General features: G+C 61.9%; 19 protein-coding genes and 1 tRNA gene. 9 read left to right on the top strand and 11 right to left on the bottom strand.

What is annotated here, in order from left to right:
* Nucleotides 1–19: 19 nt before the first annotated feature.
* The 6 genes from iolB to BM045_RS03315 all read right to left on the bottom strand — a co-directional run bounded on the left by iolB (nucleotide 20) and on the right by BM045_RS03315 (nucleotide 6,867).
* A complete protein-coding gene (gene iolB, locus BM045_RS03340; RefSeq protein ID WP_092179638.1) occupies nucleotides 20–820 on the bottom strand; it encodes a 5-deoxy-glucuronate isomerase in 801 nt (266 codons plus the stop codon).
* Nucleotides 765–1,016: a hypothetical protein gene (locus tag BM045_RS03335; protein ID WP_092179636.1), complete on the bottom strand. Its 252-nt coding sequence runs from the start codon at nucleotides 1,014–1,016 to the stop codon at nucleotides 765–767. The genes iolB and BM045_RS03335 overlap by 56 nt, the downstream gene beginning before the upstream one ends.
* A gap of 45 nt (nucleotides 1,017–1,061) precedes the next feature.
* Nucleotides 1,062–1,979 carry a myo-inosose-2 dehydratase gene (gene iolE / locus BM045_RS03330; protein ID WP_092179634.1) on the bottom strand — a complete coding sequence of 306 codons (918 nt, stop codon included), beginning with the start codon at nucleotides 1,977–1,979 and terminating at the stop codon, nucleotides 1,062–1,064.
* Between the two features lie 13 nt (nucleotides 1,980–1,992).
* Nucleotides 1,993–3,840, bottom strand: coding sequence for a 3D-(3,5/4)-trihydroxycyclohexane-1,2-dione acylhydrolase (decyclizing) (gene iolD, locus BM045_RS03325; RefSeq protein WP_092179632.1), 1,848 nt, complete (start codon nucleotides 3,838–3,840; stop codon nucleotides 1,993–1,995).
* A gap of 107 nt (nucleotides 3,841–3,947) precedes the next feature.
* Nucleotides 3,948–5,870, bottom strand: a complete 1,923-nt coding sequence (gene iolC, locus BM045_RS03320) for a bifunctional 5-dehydro-2-deoxygluconokinase/5-dehydro-2-deoxyphosphogluconate aldolase (protein WP_092179630.1) — start codon at nucleotides 5,868–5,870, stop codon at nucleotides 3,948–3,950.
* Nucleotides 5,871–6,024: 154 nt separating this feature from the next.
* Nucleotides 6,025–6,867, bottom strand: a complete 843-nt coding sequence (locus BM045_RS03315; protein ID WP_092179628.1) for a MurR/RpiR family transcriptional regulator — start codon at nucleotides 6,865–6,867, stop codon at nucleotides 6,025–6,027.
* 122 nt (nucleotides 6,868–6,989) lie between these two features.
* Between BM045_RS03315 and BM045_RS03310 the strand changes: the two genes are divergently transcribed.
* Nucleotides 6,990–8,108 (top strand): Gfo/Idh/MocA family protein, encoded by a 1,119-nt coding sequence (locus tag BM045_RS03310; protein ID WP_092179626.1) that lies wholly within the window; start codon nucleotides 6,990–6,992, stop codon nucleotides 8,106–8,108.
* Between the two features lie 26 nt (nucleotides 8,109–8,134).
* Nucleotides 8,135–8,947, top strand: coding sequence for a sugar phosphate isomerase/epimerase (locus BM045_RS03305; protein WP_244522861.1), 813 nt, complete (start codon nucleotides 8,135–8,137; stop codon nucleotides 8,945–8,947).
* Here BM045_RS03305 and BM045_RS03300 read toward each other — a convergent pair.
* Entirely contained in the window at nucleotides 8,944–9,819 is an 876-nt protein-coding gene (locus BM045_RS03300; protein WP_092179622.1) for a LysR family transcriptional regulator, read from the bottom strand. The genes BM045_RS03305 and BM045_RS03300 overlap by 4 nt on opposite strands.
* 93 nt (nucleotides 9,820–9,912) lie before the next feature.
* Here BM045_RS03300 and BM045_RS03295 point away from each other — a divergent pair, with 93 nt between their 5' ends.
* From BM045_RS03295 to BM045_RS03285, 3 genes are all read left to right on the top strand, one after another.
* Entirely contained in the window at nucleotides 9,913–11,430 is a 1,518-nt protein-coding gene (locus tag BM045_RS03295; RefSeq protein WP_092179620.1) for a CoA-acylating methylmalonate-semialdehyde dehydrogenase, read from the top strand.
* 306 nt (nucleotides 11,431–11,736) lie between these two features.
* Entirely contained in the window at nucleotides 11,737–12,024 is a 288-nt protein-coding gene (locus tag BM045_RS03290; protein ID WP_139198686.1) for a hypothetical protein, read from the top strand.
* 561 nt (nucleotides 12,025–12,585) lie between these two features.
* Nucleotides 12,586–12,786 (top strand): hypothetical protein, encoded by a 201-nt coding sequence (locus BM045_RS03285; protein ID WP_092179616.1) that lies wholly within the window; start codon nucleotides 12,586–12,588, stop codon nucleotides 12,784–12,786.
* Nucleotides 12,787–12,846: 60 nt separating this feature from the next.
* Here BM045_RS03285 and BM045_RS03280 read toward each other — a convergent pair whose 3' ends face one another.
* A complete protein-coding gene (locus BM045_RS03280; protein ID WP_092179614.1) occupies nucleotides 12,847–14,397 on the bottom strand; it encodes an AbiV family abortive infection protein in 1,551 nt (516 codons plus the stop codon).
* 149 nt (nucleotides 14,398–14,546) lie between these two features.
* Nucleotides 14,547–14,620: transfer RNA gene (locus BM045_RS03275), tRNA-Gln, on the bottom strand.
* A 229-nt stretch (nucleotides 14,621–14,849) separates the two neighbouring features.
* Here BM045_RS03275 and BM045_RS03270 point away from each other — a divergent pair.
* Entirely contained in the window at nucleotides 14,850–16,031 is a 1,182-nt protein-coding gene (locus BM045_RS03270; RefSeq protein WP_092179613.1) for a Ppx/GppA phosphatase family protein, read from the top strand.
* Entirely contained in the window at nucleotides 16,024–16,764 is a 741-nt protein-coding gene (locus BM045_RS03265; protein ID WP_092179611.1) for an RlmE family RNA methyltransferase, read from the top strand. Before BM045_RS03270 ends, BM045_RS03265 begins: the two co-directional genes overlap by 8 nt.
* Before the next feature lies 1 nt (nucleotide 16,765).
* Here BM045_RS03265 and BM045_RS03260 read toward each other — a convergent pair whose 3' ends face one another.
* Entirely contained in the window at nucleotides 16,766–18,148 is a 1,383-nt protein-coding gene (locus BM045_RS03260) for an MFS transporter (protein WP_092179609.1), read from the bottom strand.
* Nucleotides 18,149–18,151: 3 nt separating this feature from the next.
* The gene (locus BM045_RS03255) at nucleotides 18,152–19,546 is read right to left on the bottom strand and encodes an MFS transporter (protein WP_092179607.1); all 1,395 of its coding nucleotides are present in this window, start codon (nucleotides 19,544–19,546) and stop codon (nucleotides 18,152–18,154) included.
* A 335-nt stretch (nucleotides 19,547–19,881) separates the two neighbouring features.
* Between BM045_RS03255 and guaB the strand changes: the two genes are divergently transcribed.
* On the top strand, nucleotides 19,882–21,384 hold the full coding sequence (gene guaB / locus BM045_RS03250) for an IMP dehydrogenase (RefSeq protein ID WP_170848346.1): 1,503 nt from the start codon (nucleotides 19,882–19,884) through the stop codon (nucleotides 21,382–21,384).
* 229 nt (nucleotides 21,385–21,613) lie between these two features.
* Nucleotides 21,614–23,632 (top strand): methyl-accepting chemotaxis protein, encoded by a 2,019-nt coding sequence (locus BM045_RS03245; RefSeq protein ID WP_092179605.1) that lies wholly within the window; start codon nucleotides 21,614–21,616, stop codon nucleotides 23,630–23,632.
* Nucleotides 23,633–23,687: the final 55 nt, after the last annotated feature.

Here is a 23,687-nt window from a genome sequence, read left to right as displayed (position 1 = left end):
CTGTTCGATATTTGAAACCCTACTTCAACAGCCACTCATGCTCGGCCGCGTTGTGGAATTTCCATACGCGCTTCGGCCCGGCCATGACGTTCAAATAGTAGAGATCATAGCCCGCCGTCGTGGCCACCGGATGATAGCCGCGCGGCACCAGTGTCACGTCGCCATCCTCCACCGCCATGGCCTCGTCCAGCGAGCGATCATCGGTATAGACCCGCTGGAAGGCAAAGCCCTGCGGCGGGTTGAGGCGGTGATAATAGGTTTCTTCGAGAAAACTCTCGTTGGGCAGGTCGTCCTGGTCATGCTTGTGCGGCGGATAGGACGAGGTGTTGCCTTGTGGGGTGATCACCTCCACCACCAGCAGCGCGTTAGCCGCACCGTCATCCTCGGGCATGATATTATAGACATGGCGCACATTGGCGCCCTTGCCGCGGCTCAACCGCGGATGCGTGCCGGGCGCGATGACATGGGCTTTGTATTCGCCGCCGCCCGGCGCCGAACACACCGCCAGCTCGAGGGTGGTGGTGGCGTCGGCCACCCATTCGCTACCCTTTGGCACATAGACCGCCCAGGGCGCGCCTTCGAAGGGCGTCATGCGTTCGCCGATCTCGCCGAAATCCTGTCCATCGACGGAAATCCGCGCCTTGCCGCTGACCAGCACCAGGCACAATTCCCGGTCACCTGCCGCGCCGCCCGCGACCTCGCCGGTACCGAGCTTGTGCAGCGCGAAGCCGACATGGCCCCAGCCAGCCGAAGCCGGCGTCACATCATGGACGAGGCCCGTCTTGCTCGTTGGTTTCAGCAGGAGGTGGGATTTGCTCATCGGCCGGCTCCTCTTTGGGGAAGGCGTAGAAGAAATTATACAGCGAATAGGCCAGCGCCGCGCCGACCAGCACGCCCCAGAAGGGCTCCTGGTTCCACAACCATTCCCAGGCGCACCACACGGCAAGGAAGGCGGTGACGGCGACGCGCCGCCACATCGGCTTGAACCAGTTCACGTCATTGGGCTTGAGGGCCATGCGCCAGTCTCCGAAACATCTTTGAATGGCGTTCTACGGGAAAGCTCACCCCTTGGGGAAGCCCTCTGTCTCGACGGTGTACCCGGCGGCACTCATGACGCGGATGAGTTCCTTATGCCCGACCTGTGCCATTTTCAGTGGCGGATTGGCGACGGGATCCTGTTCGGCCTCGACCACGAACCAGCCTTCATAGCCATGGTCAGCCAATCGCTGCACGATAGCGCCGAAGTCGAGCGAACCATCGCCCGGCACAGTAAAGGCACCCAGCGCCACCGCATCGAGGAAGCTCTGCTTCGAACGATCCAGCCCATCCACCACCGAACGGCGGATATCCTTCACATGCACATGGTTGATGCGGGCGTGATGATTATCGATCGCGCGCAGCACGTCGCCACCGGCAAAGGCCAGGTGCCCGGCATCGAGCAGCAGTGGAATGCCTTCGCCCGAATGGCGCATGAAGGCATCGAGCTCCGGCTCGGTCTCGACCACGGCGGCCATGTGATGGTGGTAGGAGAGGGGCATGCCCTGTTCGGCGCACCATTCGCCAAATTCGGTGACCTTGCGTGCATAGGCTTTCATCTCGTCTTCCGAGAGCCTTGCCTTCTGCGCCAACGGCACCTCGCGCTTGCCCTGGATCGACCGACCGACTTCGCCATAGACGATGCAGGGTGCGTTGACCGCCTTGAACAGGTCGATCATCGGCGCAATGCGGTCCTTGTTGGCGCTGAGGTCTTCCTCGACCAGCGTACCGGAGAACCAGCCGCCGCACAGCGTAACGTCGGCAGCGCGCAAGATCGGCAGCATCACTGCCGGATCGTCGGGGAAGCGCCGCCCTTTCTCCATGCCGGTGAACCCGGCTGAGCGCGACTGGCGCAGGCATTCTTCGAGAGAAACGTCATCGCTGAGTTCGACGAGATCGTCGTTCCACCAGGCGATTGGCGACATGCCAAGTTTGGCTTTCACTTCAATATTCCCCTTAACCGATACGCTGCGCTTTGAGCGCCGTCACATAGGCCTCGCGCGCCGCTTTGACCTGCGGCCGCTCGCTGACCTCAGGCACTGCCACATCCCACCAGTGTCCACCTTCATCCGTCGTGACCAGAGGATCGGTTTCGATGACGATGACCGTGGTGCGATCATTGCCCTCGCTTTCTTGGAGCGCGGTTTCCAGTTCGCCGATGGAGCCGACCTTGCGCGAAATGGCGCCCATGGAGGCGGCATGCGCGGCAAAGTCGATGTCGGGCAGGGTGACGTGATGTGTGTCCTTCAAGAGATTGTTGAAATTGGCGCCACCTGTGGCCATCTGCAGCCGGTTGATGCAGCCATAGCCGGCATTGTCGAGCAGCACGATGGTCAGCTTGGCGCCAAGCATGATCGAGCTGGCGATCTCGGAATTGAGCATCATGTAGCTGCCGTCGCCGACCATCACCACGACATCGGCCTCTGGCCGCGCCAGCTTGACGCCGAGGCCCCCGGCGATCTCATAGCCCATGGTCGAAAAGCCATATTCCATGTGGTAGCTGCCGGGGCCATTGGCCTTCCACAGCTTGTGGAGTTCCCCCGGCAAGCCGCCGGCCGCACAGACCAGCACGGCATTTTCCCGCGCCCGCTGCACGGCACCAATCACCTGCGCATCTGACGGCAGCGCCGCATTTGTCGAGGCGGTGGCGCGATCTGCTGCAGCCAGCCAGGTCTCCTTGCCGTCCCTAGCCTTGTCGGTCCAGTCGCTGTCGACCTGCCAACCGGTCAGCGCCTGGTTCAGCGCGTCGAGCGTTGCCTTGGCATCGCCGACCAGGGGCAGGGCGCGGTGCTTGTGCGCATCGAAGGGCTGCACATTGAGGCCGATAATTTGCAGGTCTTCATTCTTGAACAGCGCCCAAGACCCGGTGGTGAAATCCTGCAGCCGCGTGCCGACGGCCAGCACCAGATCAGCCTCTTCGGCCAATTGGTTCGAGGCCGAAGTGCCGGTAACGCCCACCGACCCCATGTTAAGGTCATGGTCATGCGGCAGGCTGGATTTACCGGCCTGGGTTTCCAGCACCGGCACGCCATAGCGTTCGGCAAAAGTGCGCAGTGTCTTGGTGGCTTCCGAATAGAGCACGCCGCCGCCGGCAATGATCACCGGCTTCTTCGACTGCAGCAGGGCCGTGGCGGCCGTGGCGAATTCGTCGGCATCCGGCATGATGCGCCGGACGCCCCAGACTTTTTCCTCGAAAAAGCTCTCGGGATAGTCATAGGCCTCGGCCTGCACATCCTGGCAGAGGCTGAGCGTCACCGGGCCGCACTCCGCTGGGTCGGTGAGCACCTGCATGGCGCGGCGCAGGGCAGGGATGATCTGCTCGGGCCGGGTGATGCGATCGAAATAGCGGCTGACCGGCTTGAAAGCGTCATTGACCGTAATGGTCCCGTCGCCAAAGTCTTCGGCCTGCTGCAGCACCGGATCGGGCAGGCGATTGGCGAAGACGTCGCCCGGCAGCAGTAGAACCGGAATGCGGTTCACATGCGCCAGCGCAGCCGAGGTGATCATGTTAAGGGCGCCAGGGCCGATGGACGTGGTACAGGCCATGAAGCGGCGGCGGAAACTGGCCTTGGCGAAAGCCACGGCGGCATTGGCCATGCCCTGTTCATTCTGCGCCCGATAGGTCGGCAGCGTGTCCTTGATGCCATACAGCGCCTCGCCGACGCCGGCCACATTGCCATGGCCAAAAATTGCGAAGACGCCGCCGAAGATCGGTACGGTTTCGCCGTTAATCACGGTCTTCTGCATGGTCAGGAATTTCGCCACGGCCTGGGCCATTGTCAGGCGGATCGTCTTCTGGCTCATGCTGCTTTTCCTCGCGATCGGCGCGTTACGCGCTCTCTAATCATCTTGGCACTGTGTCATCCCGGCGAAGGCCGGGGTGACAGGGTTGGTGTGGAAGCAGTGGAGGGTCAAGCCGCCCGGCTTTCGCCGAGCCGTTCCCAGACCTCGACCAGCGCACCGAATTTACCCGCCATGTCGTCCACGGCCGCTGCGTCCGATATCGTACCGGCCAGCCAACTTTTGGCGGCCTCTGCAAAGATGGTGCGGCCGACGGCGAAGCCCTTGACGGTACGGGACGAGCGGGCGGTGGCAAAACCGGCTTCGAGGACGTCATAGGGCGCCTCGAGACCCAGCAGCACCACGCCGCGGCAATAGGGGTCGCGGGTCTCGATCACCTGGTCGATCGCTGCCCATGCGCCCGCGCTGGCCTGCGGCTCTAGCTTCCACCAGTCCGGCCTGATGCCTGCGTCGTAGATTTCTGTCATCGCCCGGCTGATCGTATCATCGGCCAGGGTCCCATGCTTGCTGGCAATGATCTCGACAAGGATATCCCGGCCCACCTTGCGTGCAGCGTCATAGGCCGAAGCCAGCTTGTCGATCTGCTGCTGCTTGAGCGCGTCTGCGTCGTCTGGGTGATAGAAGCACAGCACCTTGATGGCATGTTCCACCGGCCAGTCGATGATGCGGCTGCCCACGTCCTGGGTGAACTCGAAGCGCAGCGGGCGCGAGCCCGGCTGCTCGATGGGACGGCCAACCCAGAAGCCTTCCGCCTCGGCGGCAAACAGCGCCTTGCGACCATGCTTATCGTCGAGCAGCATGCCAAAGCCCGGACGGCCATTGGCGACGCGGGCCGCTGCCTCGACGGCAAGCACCTTGAAATCGGCGATCTTGCTCTCGGTGGCGCCCGGCATTTCCTCGATCTGGCTGCGATGGTCGATGGCCAGCGCCATCAACTGAGGCCACTCGCGGCGGCGATTGGTGGCCCAGTGAATGTGATTGAGGTTGTCGTCATTGCGCAGGGCGAGCTTGGTGCTGCCCTTGCTGATAAAATGGCTGAGTTCTTCCCAGCTTGGATATTCCGGCGCGCAGAGCAGGCGGCTGACGGCGAAGGCGCCGCAGGCATTGGCCCAGGTTGCGCTGACCTCATGCGGCTCATTCTTGAGCCAGCCGCGCAGCCAGCCGCTCATGAAAGCGTCGCCGGCGCCGAGCACATTATAGACCTCAATCGGGAAGCCCTTGCCGACAATGCCGTCTTCGAGATCGTCTGGGATCGGGCCGTCATAGACCACGCAGCCCATGGGGCCGCGCTTCAAGACAATGGTTGCGGAGGACAGGCCACGGATCGTCTTGAGCGCGGAGAGCAGGTCGGCCTCGCCGGAGGCAATGAGAACCTCTTCCTCGGTACCGACGATGAGATCGCAGTCGGGCAGTACCGACTTGTATTTTTGTGACACGACATCGGAGGCAACATAGCGGGAAAAGCCCGCCTCGTGCCCGGCCAAGCCCCAGAGGTTAGGCCGATAGTCGATGTCGAAGGCAATGCGTGCGCCACTGGCCTTGGCCAGGCGGATGGCCTTCTTCTGTGCGGCCTCGGCCGCCGGGCGCGAGAAATGCGTGCCGGTGACGACAATGGCGCCAGCCGAAGCGATCAGGGTCTCGTCGATGTCGCTCTCGTCCAGCGCCATGTCGGCACAGTCCGTGCGATAAAAGATCATCGGCGAGACGCCTTCGGCCTCGACCGACAGCAATACCAGCGCAGTCAGTCGCTCCGGGTCCGTGGCGATGCCGGAAACCTCGACGCCTTCGCGCGCCAACTGCTCGCGGATGAAGCGCCCCATCTGCTCATTGCCGACCCGGGTGATCAGCGCCGACTTGAGGCCGAGGCGCGCGGTGCCGACGGCGATATTGGTAGGGCATCCGCCGACCGATTTGGCGAAACTGCCGACGTCCTCCAGCCGCGTGCCGATCTGCTGTCCGTAGAGGTCAACGGAGGCGCGGCCGATGCTGATGACGTCGAGTGTTCTCGTCCCGTGATCAGGGTGCGCATTCATCACGGCGATCCTCCCATGCGGCCGTTGGCCGATATATCTTCATCCAGCGAACTGGTTAAGATTATGAAACATGGGTTCCGACTATTCGTCAATATAGAATGTTCATTCCAGTGGCGGAATTGTCTGTCGGACTGCAAGGTCACGACAAACCGATCTAGCCGCGGCGGCGCTTCTCGGCGATCGAGACGGTAAGCGCCATGGCAAAGGCCATGCTGGCCGAAAGCGAGCGAAAGCCGGCGTGATCGGCTTCCACCACTTCGAACCATTCCGCCGAGCATTCCGCCAGTGGCGAAAAGGCCGAATCGGTCAGGGACACAACGGGGATGCCGCGCGAGGCCATCATGCGTGCCTGCGCCGCGCTTTCCGAGGCATAGGGCGAAAAGCTGATCGCAAAGGCGGCATCGCGATTGGTCGCCATGGCCAGCATGTCATCGTCGATTCCCGCTGAAGTCCCAACCAGTTGGCAGCGCACCTTGAGCTTGCCGAAAGCGTAAGCCATGTAGCTGCTGATCGGATAGGACCGCCGCTTGGCGATCAGGTAGATGGTCTCGGCCTTGGCCAGGAGCGTGACGGCACGCTCGAAAGCGTCAGGTTCGACCGCGGCGGAAATGGAATCGATGGAGCGATGGGCGGCCGCCACGAAGCCGTTGAAAATCGTCGTACTTTCGGCCAACGCGGCGCCATCCTGTTCCAGCGTGCGCAACCGGTCTTCATAGGACGAGGTGCGCTCGCGCAGCCGCGCGCGGAACAGCAGTTGCAGCCCGGAAAAGCCGTCAAAACCGAAATGTTGGGCAAAACGAACCAGCGTCGATGGCTGCACATTGGCAGACAGCGCAATGCTCGCCGCGGTGCCGAATGCGATCTCGTCAGGGTGGTCCAGTGCATAGGCTGCCACCTGGGTCAGCCGCTTTGGCAACTCGCCCTTGCGTTCCAGGATGGCCGTGCGCAACGCATCGAAATCCTGCGGCGGCGCTTCTTTGACAGGGCTGTCGGACATGGGAAAATCTCTTTCGTCCCGCCCATAATCCCCAATATTGCGTGGCGATCAAGTCTTGTTAGAAAGTCTATTCCGAAATTAAATCGAATGGACTATTCATTTCGCTAACACTGGAGGGCGGAATGAAAACATCGATCGGCGTTGGTCTCATCGGTACGGGCTACATGGGCAAATGTCACGCCCTTGCCTGGAACGGCATCAAGGCGGTGTTCGGCGATGGACCCAAGCCGGTGCTGGTGCACCTGGCGGAGGTCAATGCCGAGATCGCGCGCAAAAAGGCCGATGAGTTCGGCTTTGACAAGTCGACCGGCGACTGGCGCGAGCTGATCGGCGACCCGGCCGTCGAAGTGGTTTCTGTTACGACGCCGAATGCCTTCCACGCCGAAATGGCCATTGCAGCGCTGGAGGCTGGCAAGCACGTCTGGTGCGAAAAACCCATGGCGGTCGCTCTGGCCGATGCGGAACGCATGGCTGCCGCCGCCAAGGCGGCCAGCCGGGTTGCCGTGCTGGGTTACAACTATATCCAGAACCCGCTCATTCGCCAGATTGGCCAGATCCTCGCCGATGACACGATCGGTACGGTCAATCATGTTCGTCTCGAAATGGACGAGGATTTCATGGCCGATCCGGAAGCCCTGTTCTACTGGAAGAGCGAAGCCAGCTCGGGCTATGGCGCACTCGATGATTTCGGCGTGCATCCGCTGAGCCTGTTGCAGGTGCTGTTCGGGCGCCCGACCAAGGTCTTCGCGCATCTCTCCAAGCCCTATGCCGATCGCCCGACCAGGGAGGGCACGCGCCGAGCCGTCGAGACCTTCGACATTGCCAGTGTGCTGTTTGAACTGGGCGAGGGCGTCAGCGGCGTCATGGCGCTCGACCGTTCAGCCTGGGGCCGAAAGGGCCGGATCGTCCTGCAGATCTTTGGCTCGAAGGGAACGATCGTCTTCGACCAGGAGCGTTTCAACGAACTCCAGCTCTATGTCACAAGCGACAGGCCGACCGAGCTGGGCTTCCGCACCATTCTCGCCGCGCCACAGCACGCTCCCTATGATCGCTTCATTCCGGCGCCCGGCCACGGCTTGGGCTTCAACGATCTCAAGATCATCGAATGCCACGAATTGCTCAAGCGGATCGCCGGCCAGGACGCCCGCGTTATCGACTTTGACATCGGGCTTGGCATAGAACGCACGGTGCATGCCATGGCGCAAAGCCACCATGAGCAGCGCTGGATCAATATCGCCTGAGACCGCAAGCCATGCAGAAATTACTGGTGCTTCAATCGCTCTGGGCGATGCAGGACCTGCGCGATGCGCCAGACCGCTCGTTGCAGGAAAACATCGCCCTGATCCGGGGCGCTGGTTTCGATGGCATCAGCACCCTCTGGGAAGACGACGCGACGGCCGAAGCCTGTGCCGCCGCGACCAGGGCCGAGGGGCTGGTGATGGAGGGCACCTGCCTGCCGGCCACGCTTGAACAGGTGCTGCCCGCTCTGGAGCGAGGCGCGCGTCTGGGACTGCATCATCTAAACCTGCAGCTCAACATGCGCCCCCGTAGTCTTGGAGAGGCGGTGGAAATTCTCGAACAGCTCGAGGTCATGACGGCGAAGGTCGATTTCCCGGTCTATGTCGAGACCCATCGCGGCCGCCTGACCAATGACCTGCTGTTCACCCTCGACCTGCTTGACGCACTGCCAAACCTGAAACTGCTTGGCGATCTGTCGCATTATGTCGTCGCCCGTGAAATCGAACTCCCCGTATCCTCAGAGATCGACGCACAAATCGGCCAAGTGCTCGACCGCGTCTGGGCCTTCCACGGCCGCATTGCCGGTAGTGGACAGGTGCAGCTTCCGTTCAGTTTTCCGCAGCACCAGGGCTATGTGGACCTCTTCGCGGGCTGGTGGGCGCGGGGCTTTGCCAGCTGGCGGCGGCGGGCCGAGGCGGACGCCGAACTTGCCTTCGTCTGCGAGCTTGGTCCGCAGCCCTACTATGCCATTTCGGGCGCCGATGGCCGAGACCTCTCTGACCGCTGGGCGGAGTCACTGCAAATGCAGGCACTTGTCCGCAGCATATGGGCGGCCGCCTAAAAGATCGCCTGATCTTTTTCCACGATTTCGGCCAGAAATTCGGCAACCGCAGAGACGCGGCGGACCGAGCGCAGATCCTCATGGACTACGGTCCAGTAACTCCTGCTCAACCGGTGTTCGGGCAGCACCGGCACGAGGCCGGCATCCCGCCGGGCCATGAAGGCATGCAAAATGCCGATCCCGGCGCCGGCCCGTACCGCCTCGGTTTGTCCCATGGCTGACGAAACGGCGACGCTGGAACGCCAGCCCTTGAGAAATTCGGCCGTGTAGTCGAGGGAGGCCGTATAAAGTAGGTCTTCCACATATCCCACGAGACGGTGCTCCGCGAGGTCGGCGAGCGACTGCGGCATGCCATGCGCGTCCAGATAGGACTGCGCGGCATAAAGGCCGAGCCGATACTCGGTCAGCTTGCGGGCGACCAGCCGCCCTTCGCGTGGCCGTTCCAGTGTCACCGCGATATCGGCCTCACGGCGCGACAGGGAGAAAGAGCGCGGCACAGGCACCAGCTCGATCCGCAGGCCGCGGTGCCGTTCCGCCAGAAGGCCAAGGCGCGGCGCCAGAAATGCGACGCCGAAACCGTCAGGAGCGCCGACCCGGACAGTGCCTTCGATCAGGCTGTCCGTACCCGCCAATTCGCTGGCCGCCAGCATGGCGCTTTCCATCTGTTCCGCATGGACGAGAAAGCGTTCGCCCGCGCCAGAAAGCTCGGTGCCATTGGTTTTGCGCGTGAACAGTTTGCTGCCCAATGCCTGCTCGAGCGCCGTCAACCGCCGGGCAACGGTCGCATGATTGAGTCCCAGGCTTTTTGACGCCCCAAGGATCTGGCCGGACCGGGCGACGGCAAGAAAGACGCGAGTATCATCCCAGTTCATGGTCTATAATTTCCGCACAACGGATGCGATATTTATGGCGTTGCGATGCCTGAATTGTAGCGCCAAGACTGTCGGCCAACAAGGGAGAGTCTCATGCGGACCATTGGCCACTTCATCGACGGCAGGCAAACCACCGGCAACAGCGCCGAATTCCAGGAGGTTTTCAACCCCGCCACCGGCGAGGTCCAGGCGCGCGTCGCGCTGGCCACCGCCTCCGATCTCGATGCAGCCATCGCCTCGGCCAGCGCTGCACAGCCGGGCTGGGCCGCCACCAATCCGCAGCGCCGGGCCCGGGTTTTCTTCAATTTCGTCGCCCTCATCAACCGCGACATGCAGGCGCTGGCGGAACTGCTGAGCCTGGAGCACGGCAAGACTATCGACGACGCCAAGGGCGATATCCTGCGCGGCCTTGAAGTCGCCGAGTTTGTCGCCGGCGCGCCGCATCTGCTGAAGGGTGAGTTTACCGATGGCGCCGGCCCTGGCATCGACATGTATTCCATGCGCCAGCCCGTGGGCATTGGGGCAGGTATCACGCCGTTCAATTTCCCGGCCATGATCCCGCTGTGGATGCTTTCGCCCGCTATCGCCGCAGGCAATGCCTTCATCCTCAAGCCCTCGGAACGCGATCCGTCGGTCCCCGTCCGGCTGGCTGAACTGGCCATCGAAGCCGGCCTGCCCAAGGGCATTCTCAATGTCGTTCATGGGGGCAAGGCCGTCGTCGACGGTCTCCTGCACCACGACAAGGTCGGCGCCGTAAGCTTCGTCGGCTCCACCCCGATCGCCCGCTATGTCTATGCGACCGCCGCGGCCGAGGGTAAGCGGGTGCAGGCTTTTGGCGGCGCCAAGAACCATATGATCATCATGCCGGACGCCGACATGGAAAAGGCCGCAGATGCCCTGATGGGCGCCGGTTTCGGCTCTGCCGGCGAACGCTGCATGGCCGTCTCGGTCGCCGTGCCGGTCGGTGACGAAACCGCCGACCGGATCATTGCGGCCCTCCGCCCGCGCATCGAAAGGCTCAAGGTCGGTCCGGCTTCGGACAAGGCCAGCGAAATGGGGCCGGTCATCACCAAGGCGAGCCAGCAGCGCATCATGGATCTTATCGATACCGGCGTCGAGCAGGGGGCCACACTGGCAGTCGACGGTCGCGGGCTGTCCTTGCAGGGCTACGAAAATGGCTATTTCGTCGGGCCGACGCTGTTCGACAATGTCACGGCCGAGATGGACATCTACAAGGAAGAAATCTTCGGGCCTGTGCTGAGCGTGGTGCGGTCGAAAACCTATGAGGATGCGCTCAAGCTGACCATGGACAATCCCTATGGCAATGGCACGGCGATCTTCACCCGCGATGGTGATGCGGCGCGCGATTTCGCGGCGCGGGTCAATGTCGGCATGGTCGGTATCAACGTACCGGTGCCGGTGCCGCTGGCCTATCACAGTTTCGGCGGCTGGAAGGCCTCTGCCTTCGGCGACCTCAATCAGCATGGCACGGATTCGATCCGCTTCTGGACCAAGACAAAAACCGTGACCGCACGCTGGCCCAGCGGCATCAAGGACGGCGCAGAGTTCCAGATGCCCACCTATGGCGTGCCCGATAGCGATCGCGGGTAAAGTCTGGCGTCGAGCCTGTTGCGGCTGGGAAACACCGCATTATGGTGACCGGACGCGGTCAGTGGCGTGGGCACGATCACCTCAGCGAGGGGTCGTGCCTATGGCTGCGTAGCGCTCCGCTTCCTTGCTCCACCTCAATCACGGGGGAACATGCATTCTTGACTCTTGCTCGTAATGTTCCTATTTTGTTCTCATGTGTAATGGTGAAATGTCAAAGCAGGAGAGAATGATATGCACTTGCAGCAACTGACCTCTAGCGGGGCGTCCGGCCACGGGATGACCATGGCTTGCAACGGGGTTTTCCTAATGCCCGCCTACGACATAGAGCGCGACTGTGCGGCGGACGATCTTTGGTACGTGGTCCATCACAGCACCGCCGAAACCTTGGCCGTGCTCACAACCTCGCCAGATCGTGCGCTTGAGATCGCAATTGAAATTGCCAACCTGCGAGACTGGTGTGAGATCACTGAGCCAGCGTGGCAGGGTGACGACGACTTCGCAAACCTACTGCAAAAGTTCTGTGGGGAAATTGAGCCGCCCGAGCCGACCTTGGCCGACTGGGATGCAGACGTTCCATACGGCCTGGCGGCTTGAGCGGGAAGGGATCGATGCGTAAGGCGTAGGATACGCAAGCCGACCAGGACGCAGCGAATGCGCACTTGGTGGAAACGCTGGCGGAAGTCGCTGACGGGCTTTTCGAAAGTCACGTCCCTTTCTCCCTAGCGGTGGCGACCATTCGTGATGGCGGCACGCGCCCGGCGGTTCTGCACGTCTCGCGCGGTGGGCAATCCTTTCGATCTATCGTGCAACGAACCTGCTTTTCAGTATCGAGAAGACGCGCCTGCAGGCCCGCGCCAGCGAGTTGCGTCACGGCGAGGCACACGAGGCCTCGCATTTCAATCGGCCAACCGGCATCTTCGGGAATAAACCCACGCCACTCCCCTCGGCGTGGGTTTTTCTTTGCAGATTTTTTGTCAGTAAGCGCTGACTCATGTCGCATCCGGCTATCTCAATCGAGCGGGGCGACAGGTGTGAAAAAGATGAGTCAGCACTTACTTATTGCCGGATTAAGTCATTGATATATTTAGATAAAAGCGTTTGACAGGGCGATTTTGTTCATGCCATTCGGGCGCATCAACAGCTTCCTAGAGCACTATGAACACCACCGAAACCTATCTGCCAAACACCACCTACAACGACCTTGCCGAAGCTCTCCGCATGCTCCGGCCCGATCCGACGACCGGCCAGATCGAACGCCACCAGATTGCAGTCATCCTTGGCGAGATCGCAAACGTCTGGCCCGCTTCGGTGCTGGACGAGCCTGCGCGTAGCGTAGCGATGGTGAACCTGAGTTAGCGCTTGTCTCTGAGGCCCGGGTTTGCCCGGGTCAAAGTTTCGGGGCACCTCAGTGGGCTTTCAGGCGTCCGATCTAGCGAACTTATCCATCACATCCTTATAGGAAATCGGGTGGATTTCGACCATGTAATACCAGTCGACAAATGCTTTCATGAGCCCAGCAAACGTCATTTTGGGCATCGGACCATTAACGGGTGCGCCACCGTTCTGCGCAGCATCCAACGCGCGAAGAATTTCGGTCATGTCCGGCTGTTCATCGAACGATCCCATTCGAGCTGCTACAAATCTAGTGAAAGCTGGCTCTAGCGGATCGTTAGGCTTCAAGTCGCCTCGGTGTCCCATAAGCATGCGCATTGCGGTAGCAAAGTGAATCAGCGCATCCCCAGCTCTAGGCATATGGACACTGCTGGAGGCCAGCGCCTCTAGACCTGCAGCATAATAGTCAAAGAACATAGCAGGTCTGGGGCCAAACGCTGGCATTGGAAGCGCGGTTAACACTGCCATGAGCCTCGCTATATCGTCTTCATTGAGCGCTTTCCTATCCTTGCCCCAATCCAACGGCTCCTCGCCTTTTTCGAGAACTATCTGCATTGCAGGGTTCTCCAGATCATCAATCCTTTCATACCATTTGGTCGTATCTTCTGCGAACCGCCACCACCAAGTTCCAAGGGTGGCGAGATTGAGAGCCACAGTGAAGTGGCGCGCTAGCGCCCAGCCGAAATCATAGACGGCAGCTACCGGCACGTTATCGTGGAGTGTCAGATCGACTATCAGCTCGGGCTTTTTTGCCACCGGTGAAAGCTGGATCGCCTGCATCGCAGAGTTCCACGTTTTCAAAGGCCCAGGTCGTATTGAATGCGTCACAGAACGGAGTCGGAACCGAATTCTCCATTTCGGTTTCTCACCTTTCTCCGGCAACACTCTGGCTAGCTCTAGCGCGATGGCTTCACGCTCTGATCGATTGCGTTCATCGAGCTCTGATTTCAGCCATGCGGTCCAGATTGGAACGTCATCGAGCTCTACGAGCTTGGCCAATGATGACTTAGAGAAAATGAACGCTCTCGTCTCAGCCCTACCGCTTGCCCTCAAGAACCAAGTGAGTAGCTCCGCTTCGGCATCTTCAATATGCTCCCGCAAAGTCTGAGAACGGGCAAGCGCCTGCCGGGCTCTCGCCAAGTCCAAAAGCCCTTGAGCGTCGTCGGCAGACACATTGTCGCTAGGGACGCTAACGGCTTCGGTGGTCACGTCCACGTAAAGACCTGCCATGCGTTTGCTGTGTAGCGTCTCCGCCAGCTTTTCAGCGTCCCTGATTGCAGCCGGATCAACCGATTGAGCCGTCAGCATCGCGCCAAAGAAGCACCAAAAAAGCTTCTTCTGGTGGTCTGTATGCTGTTTGTCGCTGAACGGCTCGATTGATCCGTCCGACATGTCGGCCATTCGGTTGAGCGTCAGAAAATGGTGCTTGCCGATCTCTTCCAATGCCAACACGACAAGATGAAAGGCGATGTTGGGTTGACCGGAATTCAATACGGCAATTGCCGCTGCGATTAGGCTGTCCGCATTGTCGAGACACGCTGCCGAAGCTGCGAAATAGAGATCAGACTCAACCATGCTGCCCACTAGCTCCCGGAATGATCGGGGGGGAGCGTAAACGGCGGTGACACACCATCGCAATATGTGCCGAAACTGCTAGCGAAACATGCTAACGAACGTTGCTAATCAGTTTAGCTAAGTCATTGATTTTTTTGAGTTTTAAGTGATGGCTGGGGAACCTGGATTCGAACCAAGATTGACGGAGTCAGAGTCCGCTGTTCTACCGTTGAACTATTCCCCAGCAAGGGAAGCGGCGGGGCCGCTCGGTGGGCCGAACTGGTCGGCGCGGGGTCTGCATAGACAATGCCGATTGAGATTGCAAGCGCCTCTGACATGGCCTGTGTGCAACCGCGTGCCATTGCGCTCGCTCCCCCCTTGCACTACCGTCATTCCCGACACGCAATCAACAGTGCGTTCGGGCGCCGCCGGCATGGACCGGTACGGGCGACCGCGCACGACAGGAGACTTTAGTGACCGATTCCGATCGGTCCGCCGCCGCAGCCTCGCTGGCCGAGGATGAGGCGATCCGTGCCCCGGACGGTCCAGGACCGGCGGGGAGGGCGGGGGACACTGCGCCCCAGGCCCGCTCGGACAAGCGGACAGCTGCCGCCCCGAATCCGCGCCGCCACCGTGGGCCGATCTACGCCGCGCTGGACCTGGGGACGAACAACTGCCGGCTGCTGATTGCCCGCCCGCATGACCATGGTTTTCGCGTGCTGGACGGTTTTACCCGAATCGTCCGGCTGGGCGAGGGCGTCTCGGTCACCGGACGGCTGGGCGACGCGGCCATGGAACGCACCATGGAAGCTTTGCGCCAGTGCCGCAACAAGCTGCGCGAGCACCAGCCGACCCGCATGCGGCTGATCGCCACCGAAGCCTGCCGCGCCGCCGAGAATGGTCCGGCCTTCCTGGCGCGGGTCAAGGCCGAGATCGGGCTCGATCTTGAAATCGTCGATCGCCGTACCGAGGCCGAGCTCGCCGTCACCGGCTGTGCCGACCTGATCGATGCCAATGCCGCAGGCGCCCTGATGTTCGACATTGGCGGTGGCTCGTCGGAACTGGCGTGGCTGGATTTTCGCGGTGGCCGGCCGAAATCGCAGGGCCGCATGTCGGCCTCGATTCGCTCCTGGCAGTCGCTGCCGGTCGGCGTGGTTTCCATTGCCGAAAAATTCGGCGGCGTGGATGTCACCCCGGCGGTGTTCGAGGCCATGGTCGCCCATGTCTCCGAGCATCTCAAACAGTTCCGCGGCCGCGAAAAGCTGCGCCAGATGATCGGCAATCACCCGGTGCATCTGATTGGCACCTCGGGCACGGTGACGACGCTGGCAGGCCTACACCTGGGGCTGGAGCGCTATGAGCGGCAAAAGGTCGACGGGTTGTGGATGAAGCGCGGCGAGGTCGATGAGACCATGAAAGTGCTGCTGGCCATGCCGTTTGACCGGCGAGTTGCCCATCCCTGCATCGGCCGCGATCGCGCCGATCTGGTTTTGCCCGGTTGTGCTATCTTCGAGGCGATCCGCCGCGAATGGCCGACCGAACGTGTCCGCGTGGCCGATCGTGGCCTGCGTGAGGGCATTCTGATTTCGCTGATGGATGCCGACAAGGTCCACAGCCGCGCATCGCGCTATCCGCGGAGAAGCAGCAATGGTTGATAAAGCGCTCGGTACCGGCGGTCGCAAGTCCGACAAGGACCTGAAAATCCGCGTGAAGTCGGCCAAGGGCCGCAAGGTCTCGTCGACGAAATGGCTCGAACGCCAGCTCAACGACCCCTATGTGGCGCGGGCGCGTTCGGAAGGCTATCGCTCGCGCGCCGCCTTCAAGATTCGCGAGATGGACGAGAAGTACAAGCTGTTCCGCAAGGGCATGCGCGTCGTCGATCTGGGCGCCGCGCCGGGTGGCTGGGCGCAGGTGGCGGCCAAGGCGACCGGTTCCACCGATGCCAATCCGCTGATCGTCGGCATCGACTATCTCGAAATGGACCCGATCCCCGGCGTGATCCTGCTGCAAAAGGATTTCACCGAGGACGATGCCCCGGCCATGCTGATTGCCGCCATGGGCGGCAAGAAGGCCGATATCGTGATGAGCGACATGGCCTGGCCGACCACCGGCCACCGCCCGACCGACCATTTGCGCATCGTGCAGCTGATCGAGGTCGCGGCGGCATTTGCGCTCGACGTGCTGTCGCCGGGCGGGGTCTTTGTGGCGAAAGTGTTCCAGGGCGGCACCGAGCACGAGCTGCTGCATATGCTCAAGCGCCACTTCAAGACGACGTTCCATGCCAAGCCGCCGTCGAGCCGGCAGGATTCGGCCGAGGCTTACCTGATCGCCAAGGGCTTCAAGGGCAGCAATGACACGGTGCAGGGCGAAGGCGAATACGACCGCTGAGCTAATGGGCCGGGGGGCCGCTCGTGAGCTGATGGCCGGCGTTGTGCGGTAGCCGCCAGAACATCACCGTGGAGAGCAGGCACAGCACGGCCAGGGCGATGAAGGCGACATGGAAATCGCCCAAGGCGATCTCTCCGCCCCGCATTGCAGTGCTCGCCTCGAGAATGCCGCCACCCAGCGCCACGCCAAAGGCAATCGACAGCTGTACCGAGACCTGGGCGATCACATTTGCCTGGCCGGCATCCTTGTCCTCGATATCGGCAAAGACGAAGGCATTGCTGCCGGTCCAGAACATCGACTGCCAGAAGCCGACAAATACCAGGATACCGATGATCAGGGCGATTGCTGTTTCCGGCGTATAAAGCCCCATGGCCAGAAGGCCGAGCGCGGATATGCCGGTTGATAGCACCAGCGCCATGCGGAAGCCGATCCGTACGAAAATGCCATTGGCTACGAATTTTGCGATGATCGCGCCGACCGCGCTGGCAAAGGTGATCATCCCAGACTCAAACGGCGTATAGCCAAAACTGAGCTGCAGCATCAGCGGGAAGAGGAAGGGCGTCGCGCCCTGGCCGAGCCGGAAGAACGTCCCGGCGACCACGGCACTGCGAAAGAAGGGAAAGCGCAGCAGGCGCAAATCGAACAGCGGATTGTCGGTGCTGAGGGCGTGCCGCGTATAGAGATAGACCAGCGCCAGACCTACCAGCGTCGCTACCACGCCCACCATGGGCGGCAGCGCCGGCAGGCTGATCACCGAAGTGCCGAAGGCAACCAGCGCAAAGGCCGGCCCCGCCAGTGCAAAACCCTTGAAGTCGATGCGGCGCGGGGCATTGCGGATCGTATCGGGCAGGAAGCGCCCGACCAGCACGATCCCCAGAACGCCGATCGGCACATTGATCAGAAAAATCCAGTGCCAGGAAAAGAAGGTGGTGAGGAAGCCGCCGAAGGGTGGTCCGACAATGGGGCCGATTAGCCCCGGAATGGTCAGCCAGGCCATGGCATTGACCAGGTCATGCCGCGGTGTCGATCGTACCAGCACCAGGCGCGCCACCGGCGTCATCAATGCCCCGCCCATGCCCTGCAGGAACCGCGCGCCGACAAAGGCCAGCAGCGAATTGGAAAAGGCGCAGGCCATCGAGCCGATCACGAAGACGGCCATGGCCACGCGGAACACGTTGCGCGCGCCAAAGCGGTCGGCCATCCAGCTCGAGATCGGAATGAAGATGGCGAGAGCCACGAGATAGGCGGTCAGTGCCAGTTTCAGCGAGATCGGGTCGGTGCCGATATCGGCCGCGATGGCCGCCAGCGAGGTGGCGATGACGGTGGAGTCCATGTTTTCCATGAACAGGGCCGTGGCCAGGATCAGCGGTACGACACGCGACATCTCCTATTCCTTTTCGACCGTGATGCGCTTGTGGCCCGATACATTGCTGCCGGCATCCGGCGGCAGGCGCCAATAGATGAAGCTGGCCAGCATGCTGAGCCCGCCAACCACGAAGAAGGCGATCTGGAAGTCGAACAGGCCGAGCTCGGCGCCCCGCATGCGGGTGGTGAATTCAAGCAGCCCACCGGCCACGGCGACGCCAAAGGCAATGCTCAACTGCTGGCAGACGGCGACGATGGCGGTGGCCTGGCTGGCTTCCTCGTCATCAACATCGGCATAGCCCAGGGCATTGGAGCCGGTGAACATCACCGAGCGCAGCACGCCACCGCTCAGCAGCACCGCCATCATCAGCACGGCCGGGGTGCTGGCGGTGAAAAAACCCTGCACGGCGATCAGCAAGCCGCCGAAGAAGGCGGCAAAGCCCAAAGCGCGGGGGAAGCCGAACCAGACATAGACCCGCTCGGCGATGAACTTGCTGGCAATGGCTCCCAGCGCAGAGACAAAGGTGATGGCGCCGGACTGGAACGGGGTCAGCCCGAAACCCAGCTGCAGCATCAGCGGCAGCAGAAACGGCACGGCGCCGACGCCGACGCGAAAGAACGAGCCGCCGGTGATCGAGGCACGAAACAGCTTGTGCCGGAACAGGTTGGGGTCGAGCAGGGGATATTTGGTGCGGCGGGCGTGTAGCAGATAGAGCACGCCCGAGGTCACGCCGATGGCCAGTGTCAGATAGCCATAGATCAGCGGCAGCGCCGGTAGACTGACGACGGAGAGGCCGAACACCGTGCCGGAAAAGGCCACCCCGGCGAGCACGAAACCCACCATGTCGATCGGCCGCGGATTGCGGGCGTCGGGGACGTGGAGGAAAATACCGGCGAGGATGATGCCGGCAATGCCGATCGGGATATTGATCCAGAAGATCCAGTGCCAGCTGAGATAGGTGGTGAGGAAGCCGCCGATCAGCGGGCCGGTCAGCGGCCCGATCAGCGCCGGCATGGTCAGCCAGGCCAAAGCCGAAACCAGCTCGTTGCGCGGCGTCGAACGCACCAGCAGCAGGCGCCCGACCGGCGTCATCATCGACGAGCCGATGCCCTGGAAGAAGCGCGAGATCACGAAGGTCTCGAGCGAAAAGGAGAAGGAACAGGCCAGCGACCCCAGCATGAAGACGAAGATCGCGAGGCGAAAGATGTTCTTGGCGCCGAAGCGGTCGGCCATCCAGCCGCTGATCGGGATGAAGATAGCCAAAGCCACGAAATAGGCGGTCAGCGCCAGTTTCAGCGCGATCGGCTCGGTGCCGATATCGGCCGCAATGGCGGGCAGCGAGGTGGCAATGACGGTCGAATCCATCTGTTCCATGAACAGGGCGACCGCCAGGATGAGGGGTGTAACGCGGATCAATTGCGAACCGGGGGAACGAGTCGGAAAGCCGCGAATGCGACGCGCCAACTATGGACCCAGTTTCCGCGCCTGCAAAGGCGGATGACCCGCTTTTCGTTCGCATCGGGTGGCAGAAGCGCCCGCGACCGGCCAAACCTGGGTTTGTTACCACCGCCTTTGCCACTTGGGTAGGGGCCACAGCGCAAGCCTGCCGGGCAGGGCGCTATAAGGCCCACCCCTTTGCAAAGCCCGGTCCCGGTGCTATTGACCCTCGCCAACCTGAACCCGCCGACACGCTCTGGCCGGTTCGCACTCCAACAGTTCTGATTGTATCAGAAGGCAGGAAAGGTCTGGCCTTGGCTAAGATTATCACCACCGCAACCGGCGACTATGCGCTGACCTTTGACGACGTGCTGCTGCAGCCGGCGCGCTCCGATGTCCTGCCCGGCGAAACCGACATTTCCACCTATGTCACCAAAGACATAGCGCTCAATCTTCCGATCCTGTCGTCGGCCATGGATACCGTCACCGAAAGCGGCATGGCCATTGCCATGGCCCAGGCCGGCGGCCTTGGCGTGATCCACAAGAACCTCACCGCCGCCGAACAGGCCGAGCAGGTGCGCATGGTCAAGTCGTTCGAAAGCGGCATGGTCATCAACCCGATCACCATCGGCCCTGATGCGACGCTGGCCGATGCGCTGGCGCTGATGCAGGCCAATCGCATTTCCGGCATTCCAGTGGTGGAAAATGGCGGCAAGGGCGGCCGCGCCACGGGCAAGCTGGTCGGCATCCTGACCAACCGCGACGTGCGTTTCGCCTCCCATCCGGCCCAACCGATTTCCGAGCTGATGACCCGCGACAATCTCGTCACCGTGCGCGACGGCGTCTCCAAGGACGAAGCCAAGGTGCTGCTGCACAAGCACCGCATCGAAAAGCTGCTGGTCGTCGACGCCGACTATCGCTGCACCGGCCTGATCACCGTCAAGGACATCGAAAAGGCCCAGCTCAATCCCAATGCCGTCAAGGACGAGCAGGGACGCCTGCGCGTTGCCGCCGCTTCTACCGTCGGCGATGCCGGCTTCGAGCGTTCTCTGGCGCTGATCGATGCCGGCGTGGACCTGCTGGTCATCGACACTGCCCATGGCCATTCGGTGCGCGTCGCCGAGGCGGTGGAGCGCGTAAAGCGCGAGAGCAATTCCACCCGCATCGTCGCCGGCAATGTCGCCACCGCCGAAGCCACCAAGGCGCTGATCGATGCCGGCGCGGATTCCGTCAAGGTCGGTATCGGCCCCGGCTCGATCTGCACCACCCGCATTGTCGCCGGTGTCGGCGTTCCCCAGCTCGCCGCCGTCATGGCCTGCGCGGAGGAGGGCGCCCGCCAGGGCGTGCCGGTAATCGCCGATGGCGGCATCAAATTCTCCGGCGACATGGCCAAGGCGCTGGCCGGTGGCGCCTCCTGCGTCATGGTTGGCTCGCTGCTGGCCGGCACCGACGAAGCTCCCGGCGAGGTCTATCTCTACCAGGGCCGCTCCTACAAATCCTATCGCGGCATGGGCTCTGTAGGCGCCATGGGCAATGGCTCGGCCGACCGCTACTTCCAGCAAGACGTCCGCGACCAGATGAAACTGGTCCCCGAAGGCATCGAAGGCCAGGTGCCCTATAAGGGTGCTGCTGGCGCCGTGCTGCACCAGCTCGCCGGTGGCCTCCGCGCCTCCATGGGCTATACCGGCGCCCACAATCTCAAGGATTTTCGCGACAATTCGGTGTTCGTGAAGATCTCCGGCGCCGCGCTGAGCGAAAGCCACGTGCATGACGTGACGATCACCCGCGAAGCGCCGAACTACCGCAGCGGGCGGTAGTTGATCAGCGACCCTCTCCCGTCGTGGGGGAGGGGCTTGGTTGGGCGACGACGGAAGGTTTTACAGAAGTCGCCACCTAAGTAGCTAACCTGATGCAATTTATACACCAAGTTCTGCAAATGTGGCCGCGTTGCCATCCAGAAGGGTGGCGACGGTCGGCGGGCGTAGTGGAGGAGCGGCGCGCGTTGGATCATGTTCCTTTGATTGTGCCCCAGGAGGGGCAATCCACATGCGCCTCTCCCTTGGTATCAAGACAAAACTCTTTTCCATTCTCGTTCTGACCTGCGTGGTCTCGCTGGCCGGCCTTGGCTTTTTGGCCGGCCGCTATCAGGAGACCGGGCAGCGCTATTCGCAGTTTGTCGACACCGATTCCTCGGCCGCCATCCTCAGCGTGCGCTTTGCTGCCGGCATGTGGACTGCCAATGCCTGGGCCACGCGCATGATGATGCTCGATCCCGCCAGCCCCGAATATCTGGCTTTCAAGGAAGGCATCGCCAACAATTACACCGGTGCCGGTGAACGTCTGGCGCAAGCTGCGGCGCTGGTGCCGGAGCGCAAGGAAGCGCTCGATGCTTTGGCGGCACAAATGGCCGCCGTGCATGCAGGCTATGATCGCGCCATCGCCGCCTATGAGACTGGCAATATGGCGGGTATGCAGACTGCCATGGCCGAGGTCGATGCCTTGTTGCCGACCATCTCGGCTGCCGCCGGCGCCAATAACGCCGCCTTTGCCGAACGGATTACCAATGGCAATGCCACGCTGACCGGCGATACCAACCAGACCATCGTCTCAACGCTGGCGGTGCTGTGCAGCGTCGTGCTGCTGCTCACCGCCCTGGCCGCCTATATCGTGCACGCCTCGGTGACGCGCCGCATTGCCCGCATCACTTCGGTGATGGACGAACTGACGGCCGGCAATTACGAGACCGTTGTGCCCTATCAGGCCGCGCATGACGAGATCGGCGGCATGGCCCGTTCGGTGGAAGTATTCCGCGAGAACGGCTTGCGCATCAGCCAGATGACCGAAGCTGATGCGGCCCGCATCCTGGCCGACGAAGACCAGCGCCGCGCGATGATGATCACGCTGCAGGCGGCATTCGGCGAAGTGGTCGATGCGGCCGTCGAGGGCGATTTCTCCAAGCGGGTCACGGCAAAATTCCCCGATGAGGAGCTCAACAGCCTCGCCAGCAGCGTCAATGCACTTGTGCAGACCGTCGATGGCGGGCTGGCCGATACCGGTACCGTGCTGGAGGCTCTCGCACGCACTGATCTGACCGTGCGCATGCAGGGCAATTATCGAGGGGCCTTTGCCAAGCTCAAGAACGACGCCAATGGCGTTGCAGACACACTGAGCAATGTGGTGACCCAGCTCAAGCAGACCTCTCGCTCGATCAAGACCGCGACCAGCGAAATCCTCTCGGGTGCCAATGACCTGTCCGAGCGGACGACCAAGCAGGCCGCAACCATCGAGCAGACCTCTGCGGCAATGGAACAACTGGCATCGACGGTGCTGCAGAATGCAGACCGGGCACGCGATGCCAATGTGAATGCCCAGTCTGTCAGCCGGACAGCCGAAGAGGGCGGAGCCGTGATGGCCAAGGCCACTGTCGCCATGGAGCAGATCTCCTCCTCGTCGTCCAAGATTTCCAACATCATCGGCCTGATCGACGACATCTCGTTCCAGACCAATCTGCTGGCGCTGAATGCCTCGGTGGAGGCGGCCCGGGCCGGCGATGCCGGCAAGGGCTTCGCTGTGGTCGCGGTGGAAGTGCGCCGGTTGGCCCAATCAGCCGCACAGGCCTCCTCCGACATCAAGGCGCTGATCGACACCTCGGCTGGCGAAGTGGCGGTGGGCACCAAATTGGTTGCCGAGGCTTCCGCCAAGCTTGACGCGGTGATGACCTCCATCAAGGCCAATTCGAGCCTGATGGACGGCATTGCCCGCGACAGCCGCGAACAGTCATCGGCTATCGATGAAGTCACCATTGCGGTGCGTCAGATGGACGAAATGACCCAGCATAATGCGGCGCTGGTCGAAGAAACCAATGCCGCTATCGAACAGACCGAGGCGCAGGCCAGCGACCTGGACCGGGTCATCGACGTCTTCGTTCTCGACGGCCACAGTGTGCCGGCCCGGCCAGTGACCGCCGCACCTGTTCGGCCTGTGTCGCCGACGCGGAGCGCACCGGCACGCGCCTATCTCAGCCAGGGAAATGCCGCGGTCTCGTCGGATTGGGACGAGTTCTAAGTCCTGCATTCCAGCTCAGAACTAAAAAACCCGCGGTGCGAACCGCGGGTTTTGT

It is taken from the genome of Devosia sp. YR412 (assembly GCF_900110945.1).
Classification (GTDB): Bacteria; Pseudomonadota; Alphaproteobacteria; order Rhizobiales; family Devosiaceae; genus Devosia.
The sequence above is the reverse complement of the archived record's forward strand: the minus strand, read 5'-3'. Positions and strand labels throughout refer to the sequence as shown.